The sequence below is a fragment of the Desulfovibrio sp. ZJ200 genome (assembly GCF_011039095.1).
Classification (GTDB): domain Bacteria; phylum Desulfobacterota; class Desulfovibrionia; order Desulfovibrionales; family Desulfovibrionaceae; genus Desulfovibrio.
This window is the reverse complement of the sequence record NZ_JAAKEH010000055.1, coordinates 1-16,185: the sequence shown is the minus strand read 5'-3', so window position 1 is coordinate 16,185 and position 16,185 is coordinate 1. Positions and strand designations below refer to the sequence as shown.

Annotated in this window: 21 protein-coding genes and 1 pseudogene; 17 read left to right on the top strand and 5 right to left on the bottom strand. The window is 56.1% G+C overall.

Translation table 11 applies throughout. The features are described from left to right. Both G7Y52_RS12750 and G7Y52_RS12745 read right to left on the bottom strand, forming a co-directional pair. Positions 1-230, bottom strand: a 230-nt coding sequence (locus G7Y52_RS12750; protein ID WP_165065509.1) for a helix-turn-helix domain-containing protein, incomplete at its 3' end; no start/stop codon positions are given. After that, positions 227-409 carry a hypothetical protein gene (locus G7Y52_RS12745; RefSeq protein WP_165072501.1) on the bottom strand — a complete coding sequence of 61 codons (183 nt, stop codon included), beginning with the start codon at positions 407-409 and terminating at the stop codon, positions 227-229. The genes G7Y52_RS12750 and G7Y52_RS12745, both read right to left, overlap by 4 nt. A gap of 486 nt (positions 410-895) precedes the next feature. Between G7Y52_RS12745 and G7Y52_RS12740 the strand changes: the two genes are divergently transcribed. From G7Y52_RS12740 to G7Y52_RS12685, 12 genes are all read left to right on the top strand, one after another. Next, entirely contained in the window at positions 896-2,098 is a 1,203-nt protein-coding gene (locus tag G7Y52_RS12740) for a glycosyltransferase (protein WP_165072499.1), read from the top strand. After that, positions 2,085-3,440 (top strand): phenylacetate--CoA ligase family protein, encoded by a 1,356-nt coding sequence (locus G7Y52_RS12735; RefSeq protein ID WP_165072497.1) that lies wholly within the window; start codon positions 2,085-2,087, stop codon positions 3,438-3,440. Before G7Y52_RS12740 ends, G7Y52_RS12735 begins: the two co-directional genes overlap by 14 nt. Next, the gene (locus G7Y52_RS12730; protein ID WP_165072495.1) at positions 3,437-4,210 is read left to right on the top strand and encodes an ABC transporter permease; all 774 of its coding nucleotides are present in this window, start codon (positions 3,437-3,439) and stop codon (positions 4,208-4,210) included. The genes G7Y52_RS12735 and G7Y52_RS12730 overlap by 4 nt, the downstream gene beginning before the upstream one ends. Further along, entirely contained in the window at positions 4,207-5,013 is an 807-nt protein-coding gene (locus G7Y52_RS12725) for an ABC transporter ATP-binding protein (protein ID WP_165072493.1), read from the top strand. The genes G7Y52_RS12730 and G7Y52_RS12725 overlap by 4 nt, the downstream gene beginning before the upstream one ends. Next, a complete protein-coding gene (locus G7Y52_RS12720; RefSeq protein ID WP_165072491.1) occupies positions 5,010-5,999 on the top strand; it encodes a kinase in 990 nt (329 codons plus the stop codon). The genes G7Y52_RS12725 and G7Y52_RS12720 overlap by 4 nt, the downstream gene beginning before the upstream one ends. A gap of 4 nt (positions 6,000-6,003) precedes the next feature. Continuing rightward, entirely contained in the window at positions 6,004-6,780 is a 777-nt protein-coding gene (locus tag G7Y52_RS12715; protein WP_165072490.1) for a nucleotidyltransferase family protein, read from the top strand. Continuing rightward, a complete protein-coding gene (locus G7Y52_RS12710; protein ID WP_165072489.1) occupies positions 6,777-7,775 on the top strand; it encodes a glycosyltransferase in 999 nt (332 codons plus the stop codon). Before G7Y52_RS12715 ends, G7Y52_RS12710 begins: the two co-directional genes overlap by 4 nt. Further along, positions 7,759-8,334, top strand: coding sequence for a D-glycero-beta-D-manno-heptose 1,7-bisphosphate 7-phosphatase (gene gmhB, locus G7Y52_RS12705; protein ID WP_165072488.1), 576 nt, complete (start codon positions 7,759-7,761; stop codon positions 8,332-8,334). The genes G7Y52_RS12710 and gmhB overlap by 17 nt, the downstream gene beginning before the upstream one ends. Positions 8,335-8,378: 44 nt before the next feature. Continuing rightward, entirely contained in the window at positions 8,379-8,993 is a 615-nt protein-coding gene (locus G7Y52_RS12700) for a histidine phosphatase family protein (protein ID WP_165072487.1), read from the top strand. Positions 8,994-9,031: 38 nt separating this feature from the next. Beyond that, entirely contained in the window at positions 9,032-9,268 is a 237-nt protein-coding gene (locus G7Y52_RS12695) for a hypothetical protein (RefSeq protein WP_206215299.1), read from the top strand. Next, positions 9,256-10,149: a glycosyltransferase gene (locus G7Y52_RS12690; RefSeq protein ID WP_346773716.1), complete on the top strand. Its 894-nt coding sequence runs from the start codon at positions 9,256-9,258 to the stop codon at positions 10,147-10,149. Before G7Y52_RS12695 ends, G7Y52_RS12690 begins: the two co-directional genes overlap by 13 nt. A 110-nt stretch (positions 10,150-10,259) precedes the next feature. Further along, positions 10,260-11,945, top strand: a complete 1,686-nt coding sequence (locus G7Y52_RS12685) for a hypothetical protein (RefSeq protein WP_165072484.1) — start codon at positions 10,260-10,262, stop codon at positions 11,943-11,945. 117 nt (positions 11,946-12,062) lie between these two features. Here the strand turns inward: G7Y52_RS12685 and tnpA are convergent, their stop codons facing one another. Further along, entirely contained in the window at positions 12,063-12,407 is a 345-nt protein-coding gene (tnpA, locus tag G7Y52_RS12680; RefSeq protein WP_206215298.1) for an IS200/IS605 family transposase, read from the bottom strand. A gap of 202 nt (positions 12,408-12,609) precedes the next feature. Between tnpA and G7Y52_RS12675 the strand changes: the two are divergent. Beyond that, a pseudogene (locus G7Y52_RS12675) lies at positions 12,610-13,683 on the top strand (IS630 family transposase). 3 nt (positions 13,684-13,686) lie between these two features. On the opposite strand, the gene G7Y52_RS12670 reads toward G7Y52_RS12675, so the two are convergent. After that, positions 13,687-14,613, bottom strand: coding sequence for a DotA/TraY family protein (locus tag G7Y52_RS12670; RefSeq protein ID WP_165072482.1), 927 nt, complete (start codon positions 14,611-14,613; stop codon positions 13,687-13,689). A 79-nt stretch (positions 14,614-14,692) separates the two neighbouring features. Between G7Y52_RS12670 and G7Y52_RS12665 the strand changes: the two genes are divergently transcribed. Both G7Y52_RS12665 and G7Y52_RS12660 read left to right on the top strand, forming a co-directional pair. After that, entirely contained in the window at positions 14,693-14,953 is a 261-nt protein-coding gene (locus G7Y52_RS12665) for a type II toxin-antitoxin system RelB/DinJ family antitoxin (protein ID WP_165072479.1), read from the top strand. Beyond that, positions 14,954-15,226: a type II toxin-antitoxin system YafQ family toxin gene (locus tag G7Y52_RS12660; protein WP_165072477.1), complete on the top strand. Its 273-nt coding sequence runs from the start codon at positions 14,954-14,956 to the stop codon at positions 15,224-15,226. A gap of 18 nt (positions 15,227-15,244) precedes the next feature. Here G7Y52_RS12660 and G7Y52_RS12655 read toward each other — a convergent pair whose 3' ends face one another. Beyond that, the gene (locus tag G7Y52_RS12655; RefSeq protein ID WP_206215297.1) at positions 15,245-15,622 is read right to left on the bottom strand and encodes a hypothetical protein; all 378 of its coding nucleotides are present in this window, start codon (positions 15,620-15,622) and stop codon (positions 15,245-15,247) included. Here G7Y52_RS12655 and G7Y52_RS12650 point away from each other — a divergent pair. Then, complete coding sequence (locus G7Y52_RS12650) at positions 15,611-15,766, top strand: hypothetical protein (RefSeq protein ID WP_165072473.1); 156 nt, start codon at positions 15,611-15,613, stop codon at positions 15,764-15,766. The two genes, G7Y52_RS12655 and G7Y52_RS12650, sit on opposite strands and share 12 nt — an antisense overlap. Positions 15,767-15,955: 189 nt before the next feature. Next, positions 15,956-16,185, top strand: a 230-nt coding sequence (locus tag G7Y52_RS12645) for a helix-turn-helix domain-containing protein (protein ID WP_165065509.1), incomplete at its 3' end; no start/stop codon positions are given.

Genomic DNA, 16,185 nt, shown 5'->3' with positions numbered 1-16,185 from the left:
TTTTTATCAAGAAGGGCTTGCAATTCCCGAATCTCCTCGCATGAGAAACAACTTGGGCGATGGCCATTGGGTTTGGCTGATAATCGTTGGTTTTCACGGTAAGCTCTGACCCAATTGCAGATGCTAGCCGGGGTATAACCTAAAATATCTGCCAATTGCCTGGCTGTTGCTTTTCCATCAAGATACGCATGAACAGCCTTGGTTCGGATTTCTTCAGATGCAAATTTCATCTCTGCAATCTAGAGCAGATTACCTTTGACTTTTTATAAAAGTCAAAGGTGGCATTCAGGCGAAAAAGGCGGTTTTCGCCTGAATATACGCCGCGTTGCGGCGGCTGCCGCTTTCGCGTCAGCAGAGCATTTTCAAAGAGAAAATGCTCTAAACGATTTTTAAATAAAATAAAAGTCAAATTGCTCTAGTGTCCTGTTTGCGCAAAAAGGAATATCCAGCCAAAAGGTTTCTTTTCTGCTCAAACCAAAAAAACAAAACATTTTTCTATTTTTTTGCTTGATTTGAACAGGAAATTAACCTAAAAGTCTGTTGACCTCAGTTCAACTCTGTTACGCAAGAACTTATGGGCCTTACCGTCGACAAGCAATGCGCTGATTGCGGCCCCCGGCCGGGAAAACCTCATTCCGAAAGGACTGCATGGCTAAAAGCAGCTAAACGCTCTGGGGCTGCCTCAATTTTACTCGGTGGTACTTTGCTTTGCTGACCTCTGGGGCATTCCCGACAGTCACCCTCTGCCGCGAAAGCAGTAGCGCCATGGATGCCAGCAGTACTCTGTGCGGATACTTCTTTGGTTATCCGGGAATACGCAGGCAACGGCTTGAGAAACATAAAAATAGCTTGACATGTTGTCTGCTGAATAAGCCATATCTCAAGGGGGGTGCTTATGCAGATACCCAGGCATGACCTGCTCCTCTTTTCCACGGCAGACTGGGACAATCCCTTCTGGACCAACAAACAGCACATGGCCATCCAATTCGCCAAACGAGGGTATCGCGTGCTGTATGTGGAATCGCTGGGGCTGCGCCGTCCCACGTTGCACCGCCGGGATCTGCGGCGCATGGGTCGCCGCCTGTTGCGCTTGCTTGCAGGGGCAAGAGAGGTTCGCCCGGGGATCTGGCGGGTGTCGCCGCTGGCGATCCCTTTTCAGGCGTCCGCACGGGCGAGGGCGTGCAACATGGTGCTTTTGCGTGCCCAACTGCGTCTGTGCCTGTCACGTCTGGGCATGAAGCGCCCGCTTATCTGGACGTACAATCCTGCTATTGCCCCGCTGTGCGCCGCCCTCCCCAACAGGGGCATTGTCTACCACTGCGTGGACGATCTCTCCGCCGCGCCCGGCATTGACGGGCCGACCATTCGCGCTGGTGAAAGGGCGCTCGGTCGCGTGGCCCAGCTGTGCTTCACCACTTCGCCGCGCCTGCGCGAATCCATGGCGCCGCTATTTCCGCGGGTCGAATACGAACCCAATGTTTGCGACCAGGCGTTTTTCGCCACAGCGGGCATCACTGCGGAGCCTGCGGAACTGGCCGCCATTCCACGCCCGCGTCTTTTGTTTGTGGGCGCGCTCAGCGAATATAAAGTTGACTTCGCCCTGATGGAGCGCCTGGCACGCCGCTATCCCGACCGCCACTGGGTGCTTGTGGGCCCGATAGGGGAGGGCCAGCCTTTCAGCCGCCATCCCCCGAACCTCCCCAATGTCCACATCCTCGGCCCGCGTGTGTACGGGCGCCTGCCGTATTTCATGGGGCATTGCGACATGGCTGTGCTGCCTATACCGCATAACGACTACACGGGCGCCATGTTTCCCATGAAATTTTTTGAGTTCCTGGCCGCGGGCCTCCCCGTGGTGGGCACGCGCCTGCCCGCGCTGGAAAATTTCACGGACTTGTATTTCCCCTGCGATGGGGACGACGAGTTCGCCCACGCCATGGACGGAGTCCTCGGCGGCCAGCGCCGCGATGCCGCCGCAATTGACGCGGCCTGCCGGCGCCATTCTTGGGATGCTCGCTTCGCACGCATGGAGCGTATCCTCGACGAGGTGTTTTCTGGCGTTCTGCGCGAGGAATCCGGGGTCTGTGCCTGTGCGTAATTTCTGGCAGGATATATGGGGCATGGTCAAGGTCGCCTGCATCTACCCTCTGGCGGAACGTATCCAGCACCGCCATATCACGCCCAGGCTACGCGTGTTGCGCGCCGAGGCGGCATTGCCCTTTGCCGAGCGCAAGGCGCGGGCGCGGGAACGCCTCGCATCCACTGTGGAACATGCCGGAGCCACGGTGCCCTATTACCGGGAGCTTTTCGCCGCGCGGCATTTTGACCCGGCCTCCCTCCGTCGCGACCCGCGCTATCTGGAAGAGCTCCCCTATCTGACCAAGGATATCCTGCGTGAACAGGGCCGCCGCCTCATCAGCGAGCCGTATGCCGACAAGATTGTCCGCGAGCAGAAAACCGGCAGCTCCACGGGCCTGGCCGCCACCATCTATTACGACCAGAAAAGTTTGGACTGGACCGCCGCCCAGAACATTCAGGTGCTGGAATGGGCGGGCAAACGCCGCTGGTTTCGCGAGGCGCACCTCTCTACCCGTTTCGCGGGCACGCGCCGTCCGCGCTGGCCTGAGTTTGAGGCGAAAAAATGTTTCGCGCTCCACCGGTACAACATCTACACGAGCGGCTTTGACGATGCTGCGCAGGAGACGCTCATCGCCGACCTGAGCAATGCGCGGGCCCGCTTTGTGCAGGGGCATCCCTCGTCCATGTTCGCCCTGGCCCGCTACGGACGGCGTGCGAGGCTTGATATCTGCGGGCTGTTCGACGTCTTTGTCTCCACCGGCGAAATGCTCACCGACGCCCAGCGCACCCGCATCGAGGACGTGCTGGGCGTACGCGTGTCCAATCGTTACGGAGCCTGTGAGTTCGGCGTTATGGCGCAGGAGCGTGCCGCCGGCCCGCGCGGAGAGATGCTGGTCTGCGATTCCCTTGTCTGGCCGGAAACAGCCGACGTGACGGACGCCAGCGGCGCCGGGAGCGCCAGGGAACTGGTCTTCACCAACCTGCGCAACCCGGTCATGCCGCTCATCCGGTACCGCATGGGCGATATGGGACGCCTTGAGGAACGCGCCGACGGCTGGTGGATTACCGAAATCACGGGCCGGACGCATGACAGTGTGGACATTGACGGCATACAGTACCCCACCCATTACATACAAGATATTCTCGATCGCTGCGGCAATATCGCGGACTTCCAGATCCTCGTGCGGGATGGGCGGGCCGTGGAGTTGCGCCTGGTCACGCCGGAAGAAGATTGGGAGGACATAAGCGCCAGGGTGCGCGCGCAGTTCCCTTCCCTGCCCTTGCGGCGCATCGGGGCGGATGAGCTGGTCTTTGTGGGCGTGCGGGGCAAGTTCAGCTACCTGCTGCGGGAGGCGTCATGACCTCTCCCCGCAAATGGATATGGTACCGCGACCTGTTGCGGGTGCTGGTGCACAAGGAGTTGACCGTCCGCTACAAGGGCAGCGTGCTCGGCTTTTTTTGGTCCGTGCTCAACCCGCTGGCCAACGCCTATATTTTCTATGTGGTGTTCGGCCTGTTCATGCGCATGAACGTGCCGCATTTCATCGTGGTGCTCCTGTCGGCCATGTTCCCCTGGCAATGCTTCAGCAACTGCGTCCAGGAGGGCACGCAGACCTTTCTCGCCAACCCCACCCTGGTCAAGAAGGTGGCCTTTCCCCGGCAGGCCATCCCCCTGGTCATGAATTTGCAGAACATGGTGCACCTTATCCTGTCTCTGCCCATTTTCCTGGCCTTTCTTTTCTACGAGGGGCTGCGCCCGGGCTGGATATGGCTGTGGGGGGTGCCCCTGCTCCTCGCGCTGACGCTCGCCACCACCTACGGTCTCTCCCTGCTGCTGGGCACGCTCAATGTCTTTTTCCGCGATTTGGGAAATCTGGTGGGCATCTGCGTGCAGGTGGCCTTTTTCGGCACGCCCATCATGTATGTCATCCAGATGGTGCCGGAAAACTACCTGTGGGTGTTCAGGGCCAATCCCGTGGCGCCGCTCTTCATCTGCTGGCGCTCCGTCCTGGCGGAGAACACGGTGGTTCTGGCGTGGCTGGTGCCGGCCTGCCTCTACGCCGCCGTCTTCCTGCTGCTCGGCGGCCTCACCTTCCACGCGCTGCAGCGCCGCTTTGCGGAGATCATATGACGGATCCCGTCGCCGTGGCCTTCCGCCATGTGTACAAGAGCTATCCCTCCTACTACCACATGACGGGGGGGATCAAAAACGTGCTCTTCCACCTCCCGAGCACCGCGCGGGAGCTGTTCCGCCGCCGTAGCGTGCTGGAAGACGTGAGCTTTGAAATCAAAAAGGGCGAGTGCTTTGGCTTTATCGGCCGCAACGGGGCTGGCAAGTCCACCACGCTGGGGCTTATCGCCGGGGTGCTCGCGCCGGAACGCGGCGAAGTACGCGTCAACGGGCGGGTCTCGCCTCTGCTGGAGCTGGGCGCGGGCTTTCATCCGGAGCTGACCGGCAGGGAGAATATCCTGCTCAACGGCGTGCTGCTGGGCCTGACCAAACAGGAAGTGAGGGAGCACGCGGAAGAAATTATCGCATTCTCGGAACTTGACGACTTCATCGACCAGCCCGTGCGCACCTATTCTTCCGGCATGTACGCCAAGCTGGGCTTTTCGGTGGTCTCCATCCTCAAGCCGGAGATCCTGCTGGTGGACGAGGTGCTGGCTGTGGGCGACCTGGCCTTTACGCAAAAATGCGAAAAAAAATTCGAGGAATTCAGGAATAATAAAAAGGTGACCATTATCATGGTTTCCCACGGGCTGGAAAGCGTCGCCAAACTGTGTGACCGGGCGGCGTGGGTGGAAAATAAGCGTATCCAGGCAATAGGTTCATGCAGTGAAATCGTGGCCGCCTACAGGGCGGCGTATGGCGTTGCGGGTACTGAGCAAAATAATGTTGAAGATCCAGCCATAAAGGCGAACCCACAGCCATGATAATAACCCGTACACCTTTTCGTATGTCATTTTTCGGCGGGGGAACCGACTATCCGACCTATGTGGCCCAACATGGGGGGGCTGTACTTTCCACCACCTTCGACAAATATTCCTATGTCACCTGTCGCTGGCTTCCACCTTTTTTTGATCACAAATACCATGTGACATATTCAAAAATTGAAAGCGCCAGAGAAATAGACGAGATACGCCATCCGGCCATCAAGGAGATACTCCTCTCTTATGAAAACGGCTATGAGCAGGGAGTGGAGATCCACTGCGACGCCGATCTGCCGGCCCGGTCGGGGCTAGGCTCCTCCTCCGCCTTCGTGGTGGGACTGCTTCAGGCCATGGAAGGCCTGCGCGGGCGCCATGTCAGCAATGAATGGCTGGCCAAGAAGGCCATTCATCTGGAACAAAACATCCTCAAAGAAAATGTCGGCTCCCAGGATCAGGTTGCCACATCCTTCGGTGGATTGAACGTCATCAATTTCCATAAAAACGGAAGTTTCTCTGTTGATCCGCTTCCGCTCTCCGAATCCAGAAAAAAACTGCTGAACTCCCACCTGCTGCTTTTCTTTACGGGTTTCAGCAGATTCTCGAGCACCGTGGCAAAGGCGCAGCTGGAAAAGATGGAGGAGAACAAAGCCCAGCTTGCAACCATGCGCGCCATGGTCGATCAGGCGACAGAAATCCTCGTCTCGGACAGGGATATCCGTGCCTTTGGGGAATTGCTCCATAACACCTGGATATTGAAGCGCGGCCTTGCGCAAGAGGTCAGCACTACTGAAGTGGATGCCATCTATGAGGTGGCGCGCCAGCATGGCGCTATCGGGGGAAAGCTTCTGGGCGCCGGCGGAGGCGGCTTCATCATTTTCTTTGTGGAGCCTGCACGACAGCATGATGTTGTCCGTGCGCTATCTGGACTTATTCGCGTGCCCTTCAAGTTCGAAGACGAAGGAAGCCGGATTATATATTATAGAACGTGATGCCATGCCCATGCCTTTCATGCCCTCGCCTGTGAATACCGCACTCATTTTGTGCGGAGGTCTGGGGACGCGCCTGCGCCAGGTGGTTCCGGATGTGCCTAAGCCCATGGCCTCGGTGGCAGGGCGACCTTTTCTGGAGCACATACTGCTCTATTGGCACAAGCAGGGAATACACCGCTTCATCCTCTCCACCGGCTACAAAGGGGATGTCATCCGGCGGCACTTCGGCTCCTCCTGGGGCGGCACCACCATCGAATACGTGTACGAAGACTCCCCGCTGGGTACGGGGGGAGCATTGGCGTATGCGCTGCGGAGTGGCGTTTTTGCGGAAGATGCCGAGGCGCTTCTGCTCAACGGCGACACATGGTTCTGTGGCTCACTGGCTATCCTGCAACGCGATGCGGCGGCCCTGGGTGGCAGCGCCATGCTGATGGCGCTGCTGTCCGTTGAAGATGCCTCCCGATACGGCTCGGTAACTCTTGACGCGCAGAGCCGCGTAAAAGGCTTTGAGGAAAAGCGGCAAGGTTCCGGCCTCATCAATGCCGGGTGTTACCTTTTCCGGCCCAGTGAAACGCTTCAGGAGTTCCGGAATATGCCGGACGCCTTTTCCCTGGAGAAGGACGCACTTCCATATATGGCCGAGCAGGGCAAGCTGGCTGCCAGTATCCAGCAGGCTGACTTTATTGATATTGGCATCCCCGAAGACTATGCCCGCAGCCAGTACATGCTGGCCGCCGCCAGCGGGGGCGACCATGCCCCGGCACTGGAGTTGGCGCGATGAAAAAGCTCACTGTCCTGTTCAATACGTGGCCCGCTGCTTTTGACTGCCGCGGGGGCGGGGAAGTCCAGCTTTTGAAATACATGGAGTATCTGGAACGGTTGGGAGTAACAACACTCAGATACGATATGTGGAATCCTGGGCCGCAATTTGATACCGCCGATATCGTCCACCATTTTTCTTTACAGACAGGTTCCTGGCGGTTCTGCCACCATGTTGTTTCGGCGAGAAAACTCCCCCTGGTTATTTCGCCTATCGTGTGGATCGACCATAAAGAAAAATATCCTTTGGAAGAATACCGAACGCTGTTGCACATGCCCACACGCATTCTCCCCAACTCGCAGGCGGAGTGCAATCAGCTGGCGGAACTGTTCGGCATCCCGGCGAACCGTTTCTCGCCCATAGTAAATGGGGTGGACGACATCTTTTTCGAACCGGTCGCCCCGCAGATATTCAGGAGTGCCTTCGGCATTGATACCCCATTCATCCTCTGCATGGGCAATGTGGAGGTGCGGAAAAATCAGCTCAACCTCATCAATGCTCTCAAAGGGACTGGTATTACCTTGGTTATCGCGGGCCAGGATCGGGAACAGGACTATGCGGCACACTGCAGAGCAGCAGCGGATACGAGCGTCCGTTTCATCGGACTGCTGGAGCATGCCTCAGAGCTGCAAAGGTCGGCATACGCGGCCGCCGATTTGCTGGTGCTTGCCTCAACACTTGAGACTCCGGGGCTCGCCGCGCTGGAGGCAGCCGCCTGCGGCACGCGTGTTGCGCTGACCACAGAGGGTTGCACGCATGAATATTTCAGAAATTTCGCCGTTTATCTGAACCCGGATAGCGAGGACAGCATCCGCGCCGCCGTTCTCGAAGGGCTGCGCCGCGCCCAGGATGGGGAGCGCCTCCGTGAGTTTATTCGGGCCCGCTACACCTGGCAGCGTGCGGCGGAACAATTGTGTACCGTCTACGGGGAAATTCAGCGTGAACGTGAACGCTAAAGGCGGCCGGGGCGCACTATTTCTGGATCGGGACGGCATTGTCAATGAGGATGTGGGCTACGCCCACCGCCCGGATCAGATTCGCTTCCTGCCAGGCATTTTCGCCGTTGTCGCCGCAGCTAACGCCTGTGGCATGCCGGTCATCATCGTGACCAACCAGGCGGGCATCGCCCGCGGCTACTACGGATACGAAGAATTTAAAACACTTATGGACTGGATGCAGGAGCAGTTTCGCACAAGGGGGGCGCACATAGACACAGTATATTTCTGTCCGCATCACCCGGTACACGGAAAAGGCGCCCTCAAACGGGCATGCACCTGCCGCAAACCAGCACCGGGGATGTTGCTTCAGGCTGCCCAAGAACACAGGATCGACCTTACCGCCTCCATAATGGTCGGCGATAGTGCCCATGATATGGAAGCGGCAGCGGCAGCCGGGGTCGGCAAGCTCCTGATTCTCGCATCGGGAAAAAAGAAGATAGAAATATGCAAACAACTTCCACAACAGACAAGAAGCATAGAAGCACTCCATGAAATATTTGAATATTTACCCTCATAGCCTGTGACTGAACCAAACAATCACTATCGATTGAGTCATTCCTTATGAAAAAAATCTATCTTCTTCGCCATGGAGAGGCTGAAGCCAATGTTCTCGGACTGGTGAACGGCACGCCCGCGCACGCCCTGACGGAAAAGGGACGGCAGCAAGCCGTCAGAGCGGGTCGCCTCATCAAGGAATACGGCCTGCGGTTTGACGCGCTCATGGTGTCGCACTGGGCCAGGGCCCGACAGACGGCGGAGATCGTCTTGCCCGGCGCAACATTTGAAACAGATCCGCGTCTTGGCGAACATGATTCCGGCGAATGCGGAAATCTCACCTGGGCGGAGGCTGAAAAAATGTATCCGGATTTTTTCCGGATCCGTTCTTTCTCAACTCCGTATCCGGGCGGGGAATCCGTAAGCCAACTACATGCCCGCGTCCTCGACTGGTTTATGGAAGCGGACACGGCTCTCGCGAAGGACGCCTCACTGCTTGCGGTGACCCACGCAGGCCCCATTGACCGGCTTTTGCGGCATGTCTGTCATGTACCGGCGGAACTGAACAAGGCTGTTTTTTTCGCTGCCAACGCCTCCCTGACCTGCATTGCTAAGGAGCCAGGCAACCGTTGGAGCGGAGACCCGGGCGGCTGGGAACTGAAGTTTTTTTCCTTACTTTGAAAAAAACGACAGGTAAAAATGAGAGCATTTACATTATATTGTTAGTGCTCTCCTATACGGATATGGATCATCTTGACGAGCAGGGAAACCGCTATGCTCCGTATTTCAAGGGGCAATGGAATGAAGAGTTGCTGCTGGCGCCAAATTACCTTTGCCATCTCATGGTATACCGGAGCGAGCTTTTGCGCCAGCTAGGCGACCTGCGGCCCGGTGAAGGCGCGCAGGGCCACGATCTGGGCCTGCGCTGTGCCCTTCGCCGCGGGTGCCCTGCATAGTGCTTGCGCGCGATCACGCCCCCGTGACCGACCGCTGCCTTGAAAGCGTGCTGCACCGTTCCCTCTACCGGGCCCTTGACCTCATCCTTGTTGACAACGGCAGCACGAAAGAGGACGCGTGGGTGCTTTGCAACGCGTATGACGGTCATCCGCAGGTCAGCGTCATTCACTGGGACTGGCCATTCAACTTTTCGAAAATCAACAACATGGCTGCAGAGCGAACCCGCGGCGAACTGCTCGTCTTTTTGAACAACGATGCAAAAGTCATCACACCCGACTGGGTAGAAATCCTTGCCGGCTATGCGCTCCAGCCTCGCATCGGCGCAGTGGCCCCCAAGCTCCTTTATCCGGACGGCAGCATCCAGCATGCGGGCGTCGTCATGCTGGGTACCGCGCACATCGTCCGCGAGGCTTTCAAAGGCAGGCCAGACGATAGCGAAGAATATTTCGCGCGTACGCAGGCCGCGCACTGGGTCTGTGTCGTCACCAGCGTGTGCCTGATGGTGGAAAAGCACAAATTTCTTGAATCGGGCGGGCTTGAGGAGCGGCTGGCCGTCACCTTCAATGATATTGATTTCTGCTGCTGGCTGTATGAAGCAGGATATCGCAACGTCTATACTCCGTATGCAATCCTACGCCATCATGAATTCACCTCGCGCAGCGCCGTTGAAGACACCCCAGAAAAGCAGCTCCGTGCGCATAAAGAGAATAGCTATATGCGTGATCGGTGGGTGGCTCTTGCTGTAGACCCCTTTTACAGTATCCACTTTTCCCGGCAGGAGGATACTTACAGAATCATCCGTCCGAATGAGGGCTCGGTCACAGCATGGAGCGCGCCCCATGGGCTACACGCCGGACGGGAAGGCGGGGAGAGCAAGTGATTGTCCTTTATCTTGAGCCGCACGCCGAGGCCGTTACCGCGCTCCTCCGCACGGTGCCGTGGACAGTGCTGTGCTGGAACCCACACCGGCCCCTTGGCCAGGCAGATCCTATGTCGCCACCATGGCTGCAAGATCGCGCGCGCGAGGTACTGGCGGTCAACGCCGCTTTGCATCAGGCACTCCGTCAGGATGAGGACATTATCATCATCGGTCGCGACTGCGCCCCCACGGTGCAGTCCTTGGCGGAAATGGTGGCCTTTTCCTGCAGCACGGATGCAGATCCCATGGTGATGTTTGCGTCCCCTCGCGACCAGAGCGGCGTGGTGACGGGCCTGCCTCTGCCGTTGGCGGCGTCGGGCGCCACCCGGGCGGCCCTGCGGCGCCTCCTCCCGCGGCACACGTATGTTCCGCGCCTCTTCCCTGCCTGCGTCCTGCTCAAAACGGCCTTCCTGAAGGAAATCGGCCTGCTGGACGAAGCCTACGCCACATGGCCAGCCGCAGTGGACGACCTTGCCCTGCGCGCCAACGCTTTCGGCTTCCGTTCCATCATGTTGAACCACATCTTCGTCTCGTCGGCCCCTCCGTCTCCCAGCCGGGCGGATGAGGGACTTCTGGACAAGCGTTTTCCGGAAGCCGGGAAGATGCTGCAGGAATTTCTTGGATCGGCGCGCCGTATCGCCGAGCGCCAGGTCTGTCGGCTGCTTGCGCCGGGCAGGCGACTTGTGGCCTTTGATTTTTCCTATTTTTCCACCGGGCACGATGGAACCAATGAGGCAGGCATTGCCTTGTTGCGCGGTGCCGCGGCGGTGTGCAATGACATTGACCTCGCCGTCATCGCGTCCCGTGCCGTCTGGGACGCGCACGGGCTCGCCTCCATTGCGGGCCTGAGCCGGTTGGAGCCGGGCGCAATCCAGGAGCAGCCCTTTGCCATCATCCGTATGGGGCAGCCCTGGCGCCCGGAAGAACTGCCACCCCTTTTCCGGAGCGCGCCCATTGTTGCCTTCTTCATGCTTGATGCCATCGGGTATGATTGCCAATATATCGCCGCCCAGGTGCCCGGGCTGGATGACCTCTGGGCTTTTGTGGCCACATTCGCCGACTGTGTTTTCACTCAATCCCGCTTCACGCTCAGGCGCCTGGAGGAACGCTTCCATTTTGATGCCAGATGCCTGCGCGCCGTGACGCATCATTCACTGGATATGGCGGACTACGGACGCCCCAGCCATGCACCGGGCAGACATATTCTTGTGGTGGGAAATCATTTCAAACACAAATTCGTTGCCCCCACGGTGGACGCGCTGGCTCCCCACTTCCCCGACCGTTCCTTTGTTGCCATTGGCTATACAGGAGACTGCCCCTGGCCAAACGTCACCTGTATCACCAGCGGTGAGCTGCCCGATGCGGAATTTTTCGCACTTTATGACCAGGCGCAGTGCGTCATATTTCCCAGCATCTATGAGGGATTTGGCTTCCCCGTCCTGCATGCGCTCGCACGCGGCAAGGTCGTCTATGTACGCCGTAATGCCCTGTATGACGAATTGCAACCATTGCTCGCGCATGGAGGGAATATCCATCAGTTTACGGATAGCGACGATTTGGCGCAGCAGCTGGCCCGGGAGGATTCCACCGTCTTCGTACCTGACGCGGATGCCGCCGGACACGCTGTGCCCTGGGATACCCGGGGCTGGGAACGGAGCGCAGGGGAAGTGCTGACCGCGCTGGGTGTCTGCGCACAGGGCGCCGACTATGAGCGGCTGGTCGAGAGGAACAGATGGTGTAACATATTCAGAAGATAGCAACAGAGTGACCGGCAGGATTGGACACTCCACCGGCTAAAGCCGGTGGATTCACCTTGGCGACTAAAGTCGCGTTCCGGCTAAAGCCGGTATAGCTCCTGCTGAAGCAGGCTAAAGTCATTCACCCTCAATCCGGAAGGTGTCATCAGCATCTTCCTGTTGCGCAATGTATTGTTTGATAACCTCATCGGTCACATTGCCGCTGCTGCAACAAAAATAGCCGCGCGCCCACATATGGCGTCCCCAATACTGCCGGCGCAACAATGGAAATTCGTTTATCATGGCATGGGCGGTCCGGCCTTTCAGTTGTTGCATCAGCTTGCTCACAGCAAGGTTTGGCGGAATCGAAACGAAAAGATGGATATGGTCAGAAGCTATATGCCCTTTCAGTATTTCTACCTGGTGCTTCTCGCAGATGTCGCGTATCAGCGACCGGGAGCTTTGGGCGATGTCGCCAGACAAAATCTTTTTTCCGGTACTTGGTTATCCAGATCAGGTGCAGGTGAATTGAAAAAACACTGTGGGAACCTCTGCGATAGTTGCTCATGCCCACAGCCTACAAAAGAAATGCTAAAGCCGCCACCTAAAGGTGGGGGGGGGTACCCCTCCCTGAGTGGGACAATAAAGATATTAATATATCATGCCCCCAAAAATGGGGGCAGTTATGGCGCGGATAGCACGGATAGTCACTTGTTCAAGCGAAGATGCACGTATTTTAAGCGATATTGCGAGTAGTCGTACCGCGTCCTTTTCTGAGGTTCTGCGCGCAAAAATTATTCTTTGCTGCCTTCAGAAGATGCCGTTATCGCATATTGCAAAAAAACTTAACGTCAGCCTGACAATGGTAACTCGCTGGAGAAACCGTTTTATCGAGTCAGGTAGTAAAGGGCTTGCAGATCTTCATCGCAAGGGACGACCTCCAGTTTACAACAAAAATTTCCGCGAAGAAGTATTAAGGACTTTGGAATCAGCTCCTCCAAATGGGTATGGGCAATGGACAGGAACTTTGCTTGCTCAAAAATTGCAAGTGTCAAAGCATGCTGTATGGCGTTTCCTCAGAGAACAACGAATAAGTTTAGCGCGTAAACGCAGCTGGTGTATAAGTACAGACCCGGAGTTTACGACAAAAGCGGCTGATGTCGTTGGACTTTACTTGGCTCCTCCAGAGAATGCTTTCGTCATCTGTGTTGATGAAAAGCCCAATATCCAGGCGCTGCAACGCCGGACAGGCTATGCGGTAACATCAGATAATAAACTTGTTCATGGTTTTGAGGATACATATAAACGTAATGGGACATTGAATTTATTTGCGGCTTTGGAAGTGTCAAGCGGAATAATTCATGCAAAATCAACAGAAAGCAATCAGAAGACAAAAAAAGGATTCAGGAAATTTTTAGAAGAACTTTTGGCTGAACTTCCTGAATCCGAAGAATTTCACATTATTGCGGACAACCACGCTATCCATAAGCGGCATGAAGCATGGCTCAAAAGCCACCCCAATGTATTTTTTCATTATACGCCAACCTATGCAAGCTGGCTGAATATGGTTGAAATTTGGTTTGGCATACTGACCCGTCAATCGTTGCGCGGAGCGAGTTTTTCTACTACGTAGGCCCTTAGTGAGCATATAGCGGCTTTTGTTGAGTCATATAATCAAAACGCGCAACCATTTGTCTGGAGGAAAAGAGAAATCAAGGGATGCCAACTTAGAAATAACGCTCGGAATTTTTGCAATTAGACACTAGGATGAGCCTGCCGCGAACCAGCCGTATTGCGCGGCATTTTCCCTGAACTCGTTGAGATTGCCCTGAAGCTGACTCTGTTGCGCGTAGTTCTGCACATCGGCCAGAATGGTCTGGTTGACCGTAGTGGTCGCATCGTAGAGGGCACGGGGATCAATGGAGGATGCGGGCGTGTCGGGATCGGCAAGCTGCTGCGCCAGCGGCGAAAGCGCGGAAACCGCCGCGCTTACGGCGTTGACCTTGCCCCGGCACAGGGCGTCGCCTTCATCCACGCAGGAAACCGTGATGCTTCCCGCATTGCCGTTGAAAAGGAACCTGTATTCGCCCCCGGAGCGGAACCAGTTGCCGCTGTATGTCCATTCCCCGCCCGGCAGAATGTTCAGGCCGCGCCGTTCGCTCAGATAGTATTGCAGCGTCAGCGATTCCAACGCGCCATTGCTGATGGCCGTGTAGTGGGTGACGTTCTGATCCGGAGCCTGCACGGTGAGCTGACCGCCATGCTCCACAGAATAGTCCGTACCTAGCTCCCAGACGTAGTTGCCGAGGTTGATGCTGAAACCGATGCAGGCCAGAATCGCCACCTGAAAGAAGGACAGCCCTTTGAAGATGGGAGCCCGAGCGCCCGTTGCGCCCACAAAACGCAAGGGCATCCACAGGGAACTGTACCGCTTGCCGAAGGGTGTTCCTTCATGCGCCGTCCCGGCCACGGCAACGGCCAGAATCCAGATGAACAGGGCCGACACCACAGCGAGAGCCACCAGATTGAAGGCGCTGAACATTTCAAGCATCAACTCGGAAGCCTGACTGCCGCCAAGGCTCGCGCCCCAGGTATCCCAGCCCTGGCCGAGAAAGATGTCCAGAATATGCTTGCTGGCATCGGTCTGGAGCAAAACTTCCGAAGTCGCGGGAAGGTCAGATGAGGCCATGACATTCCCTCCGATTCAACGCTGTGTGATACTTGACAATGCGCACATTTGGGCTACATTTTTCAAAAGGAGAAAAAATATGTCTGCCAACGCCGTTGTTCGTGCCAGAATTGATCCTGCCATCAGGGATGAAGCCAGTGCCGTCCTTGCGGATTGGGGGCTTACTGTTTCTGATGCATTGCGTATGACGTTGACGAGAATTGCTCGAGAAAAGCGCCTTCCTTTCAGTGAGGAAATCCCCAATGCACTGACCCGTGAAACCATAGAGAAAGCGGAACGGGGAGAGGAAATATTTCACGCCAAGGATGCAGAAGACCTTTTCAGGCAGTTGGGAATATAAGTGCGTAATTCCACTTTTACCGCTCAATTTCGCCGTGATGTGAGAAAGGTGGAACATCGCGGCTACGATATGCAAAAGCTGAAAACGATACTTATGCTTTTACTTAATGAGGAACAACTGCCCGAGCGTTGTCGTGATCATGCCCTCAAAGGTGAGTGGAAACCATACCGGGAGTTGCATATAGAACCGGATTGGCTTCTTGTGTATAAAGTAAGCGGGAACGATTGCGTTTTTTATCGCACCGGCACTCATGCCGACCTTTTTTCGTTGTAGCAGTCGCATAGCCGCCCCCTACTGTTGCGCGCCGACCATGCGCGTGTAGAGGTCATCCATTTCCCTGCCCGTCGTGCCTTCCATGCGCGTGAGGTAATCCAGCGAAGCAATGACGGTCAGCCTGTCCAGCAAGTCTGTGTTCTTGCGCGTCAGTTCCAGTTGAAACGCCTGCATGATGACAAGCTCCCGCAAGAGTCCGGCATCCGTTGCGGAGGCGATTTGCGCGAACCAGTTGGGATTGCCCACGCGCATCTGCGAGAGAAGTTTGTACAGCCCTGCTTCCGAGAGCCTGCCGTTCACAATGCCGGGCGGCGTGCCGCTCCCGCCCGCTTCCGACCACTGGTTTTCCGCCCAGGCCGTCACGTCATCCGGCAAGGTGGGCGCGTGATAGAGCATTTTCACTTTGAAAATGCTCTGCTGACGCGAAAGCGGCAGCCGCCGCAACGCGGCGTACATTCAGGCGAAAACCGCGTTTTTCGCCTGAATGCCACCTTTGACTTTCATAAAAAGTCAAAGGTAATCTGCTCTAGAGCAATTTGACTTTTATTTTATTTAAAAATCGTTTAGATTGCAGAGATGAAATTTGCATCTGACGAAATCCGAACCAAGGCTGTTCATGCGTATCTTGATGGAAAAGCAACAGCCAGGCAATTGGCAGATATTTTAGGTTATACCCCGGCTAGAGCAATTTGACTTTTATTTTATTTAAAAATCGTTTAGATTGCAGAGATGAAATTTGCATCTGAAGAAATCCGAACCAAGGCTGTTCATGCGTATCTTGATGGAAAAGCAACAGCCAGGCAATTGGCAGATATTTTAGGTTATACCCCGGCTAGCATCTGCAATTGGGTCAGAGCTTACCGTGAAAACCAACGATTATCAGCCAAACCCAATGGCCATCGCCCAAGTTGTTTCTCATGCGAGGAGATTCGGGAATTGCAAGCCCTTCTTGATAAAAA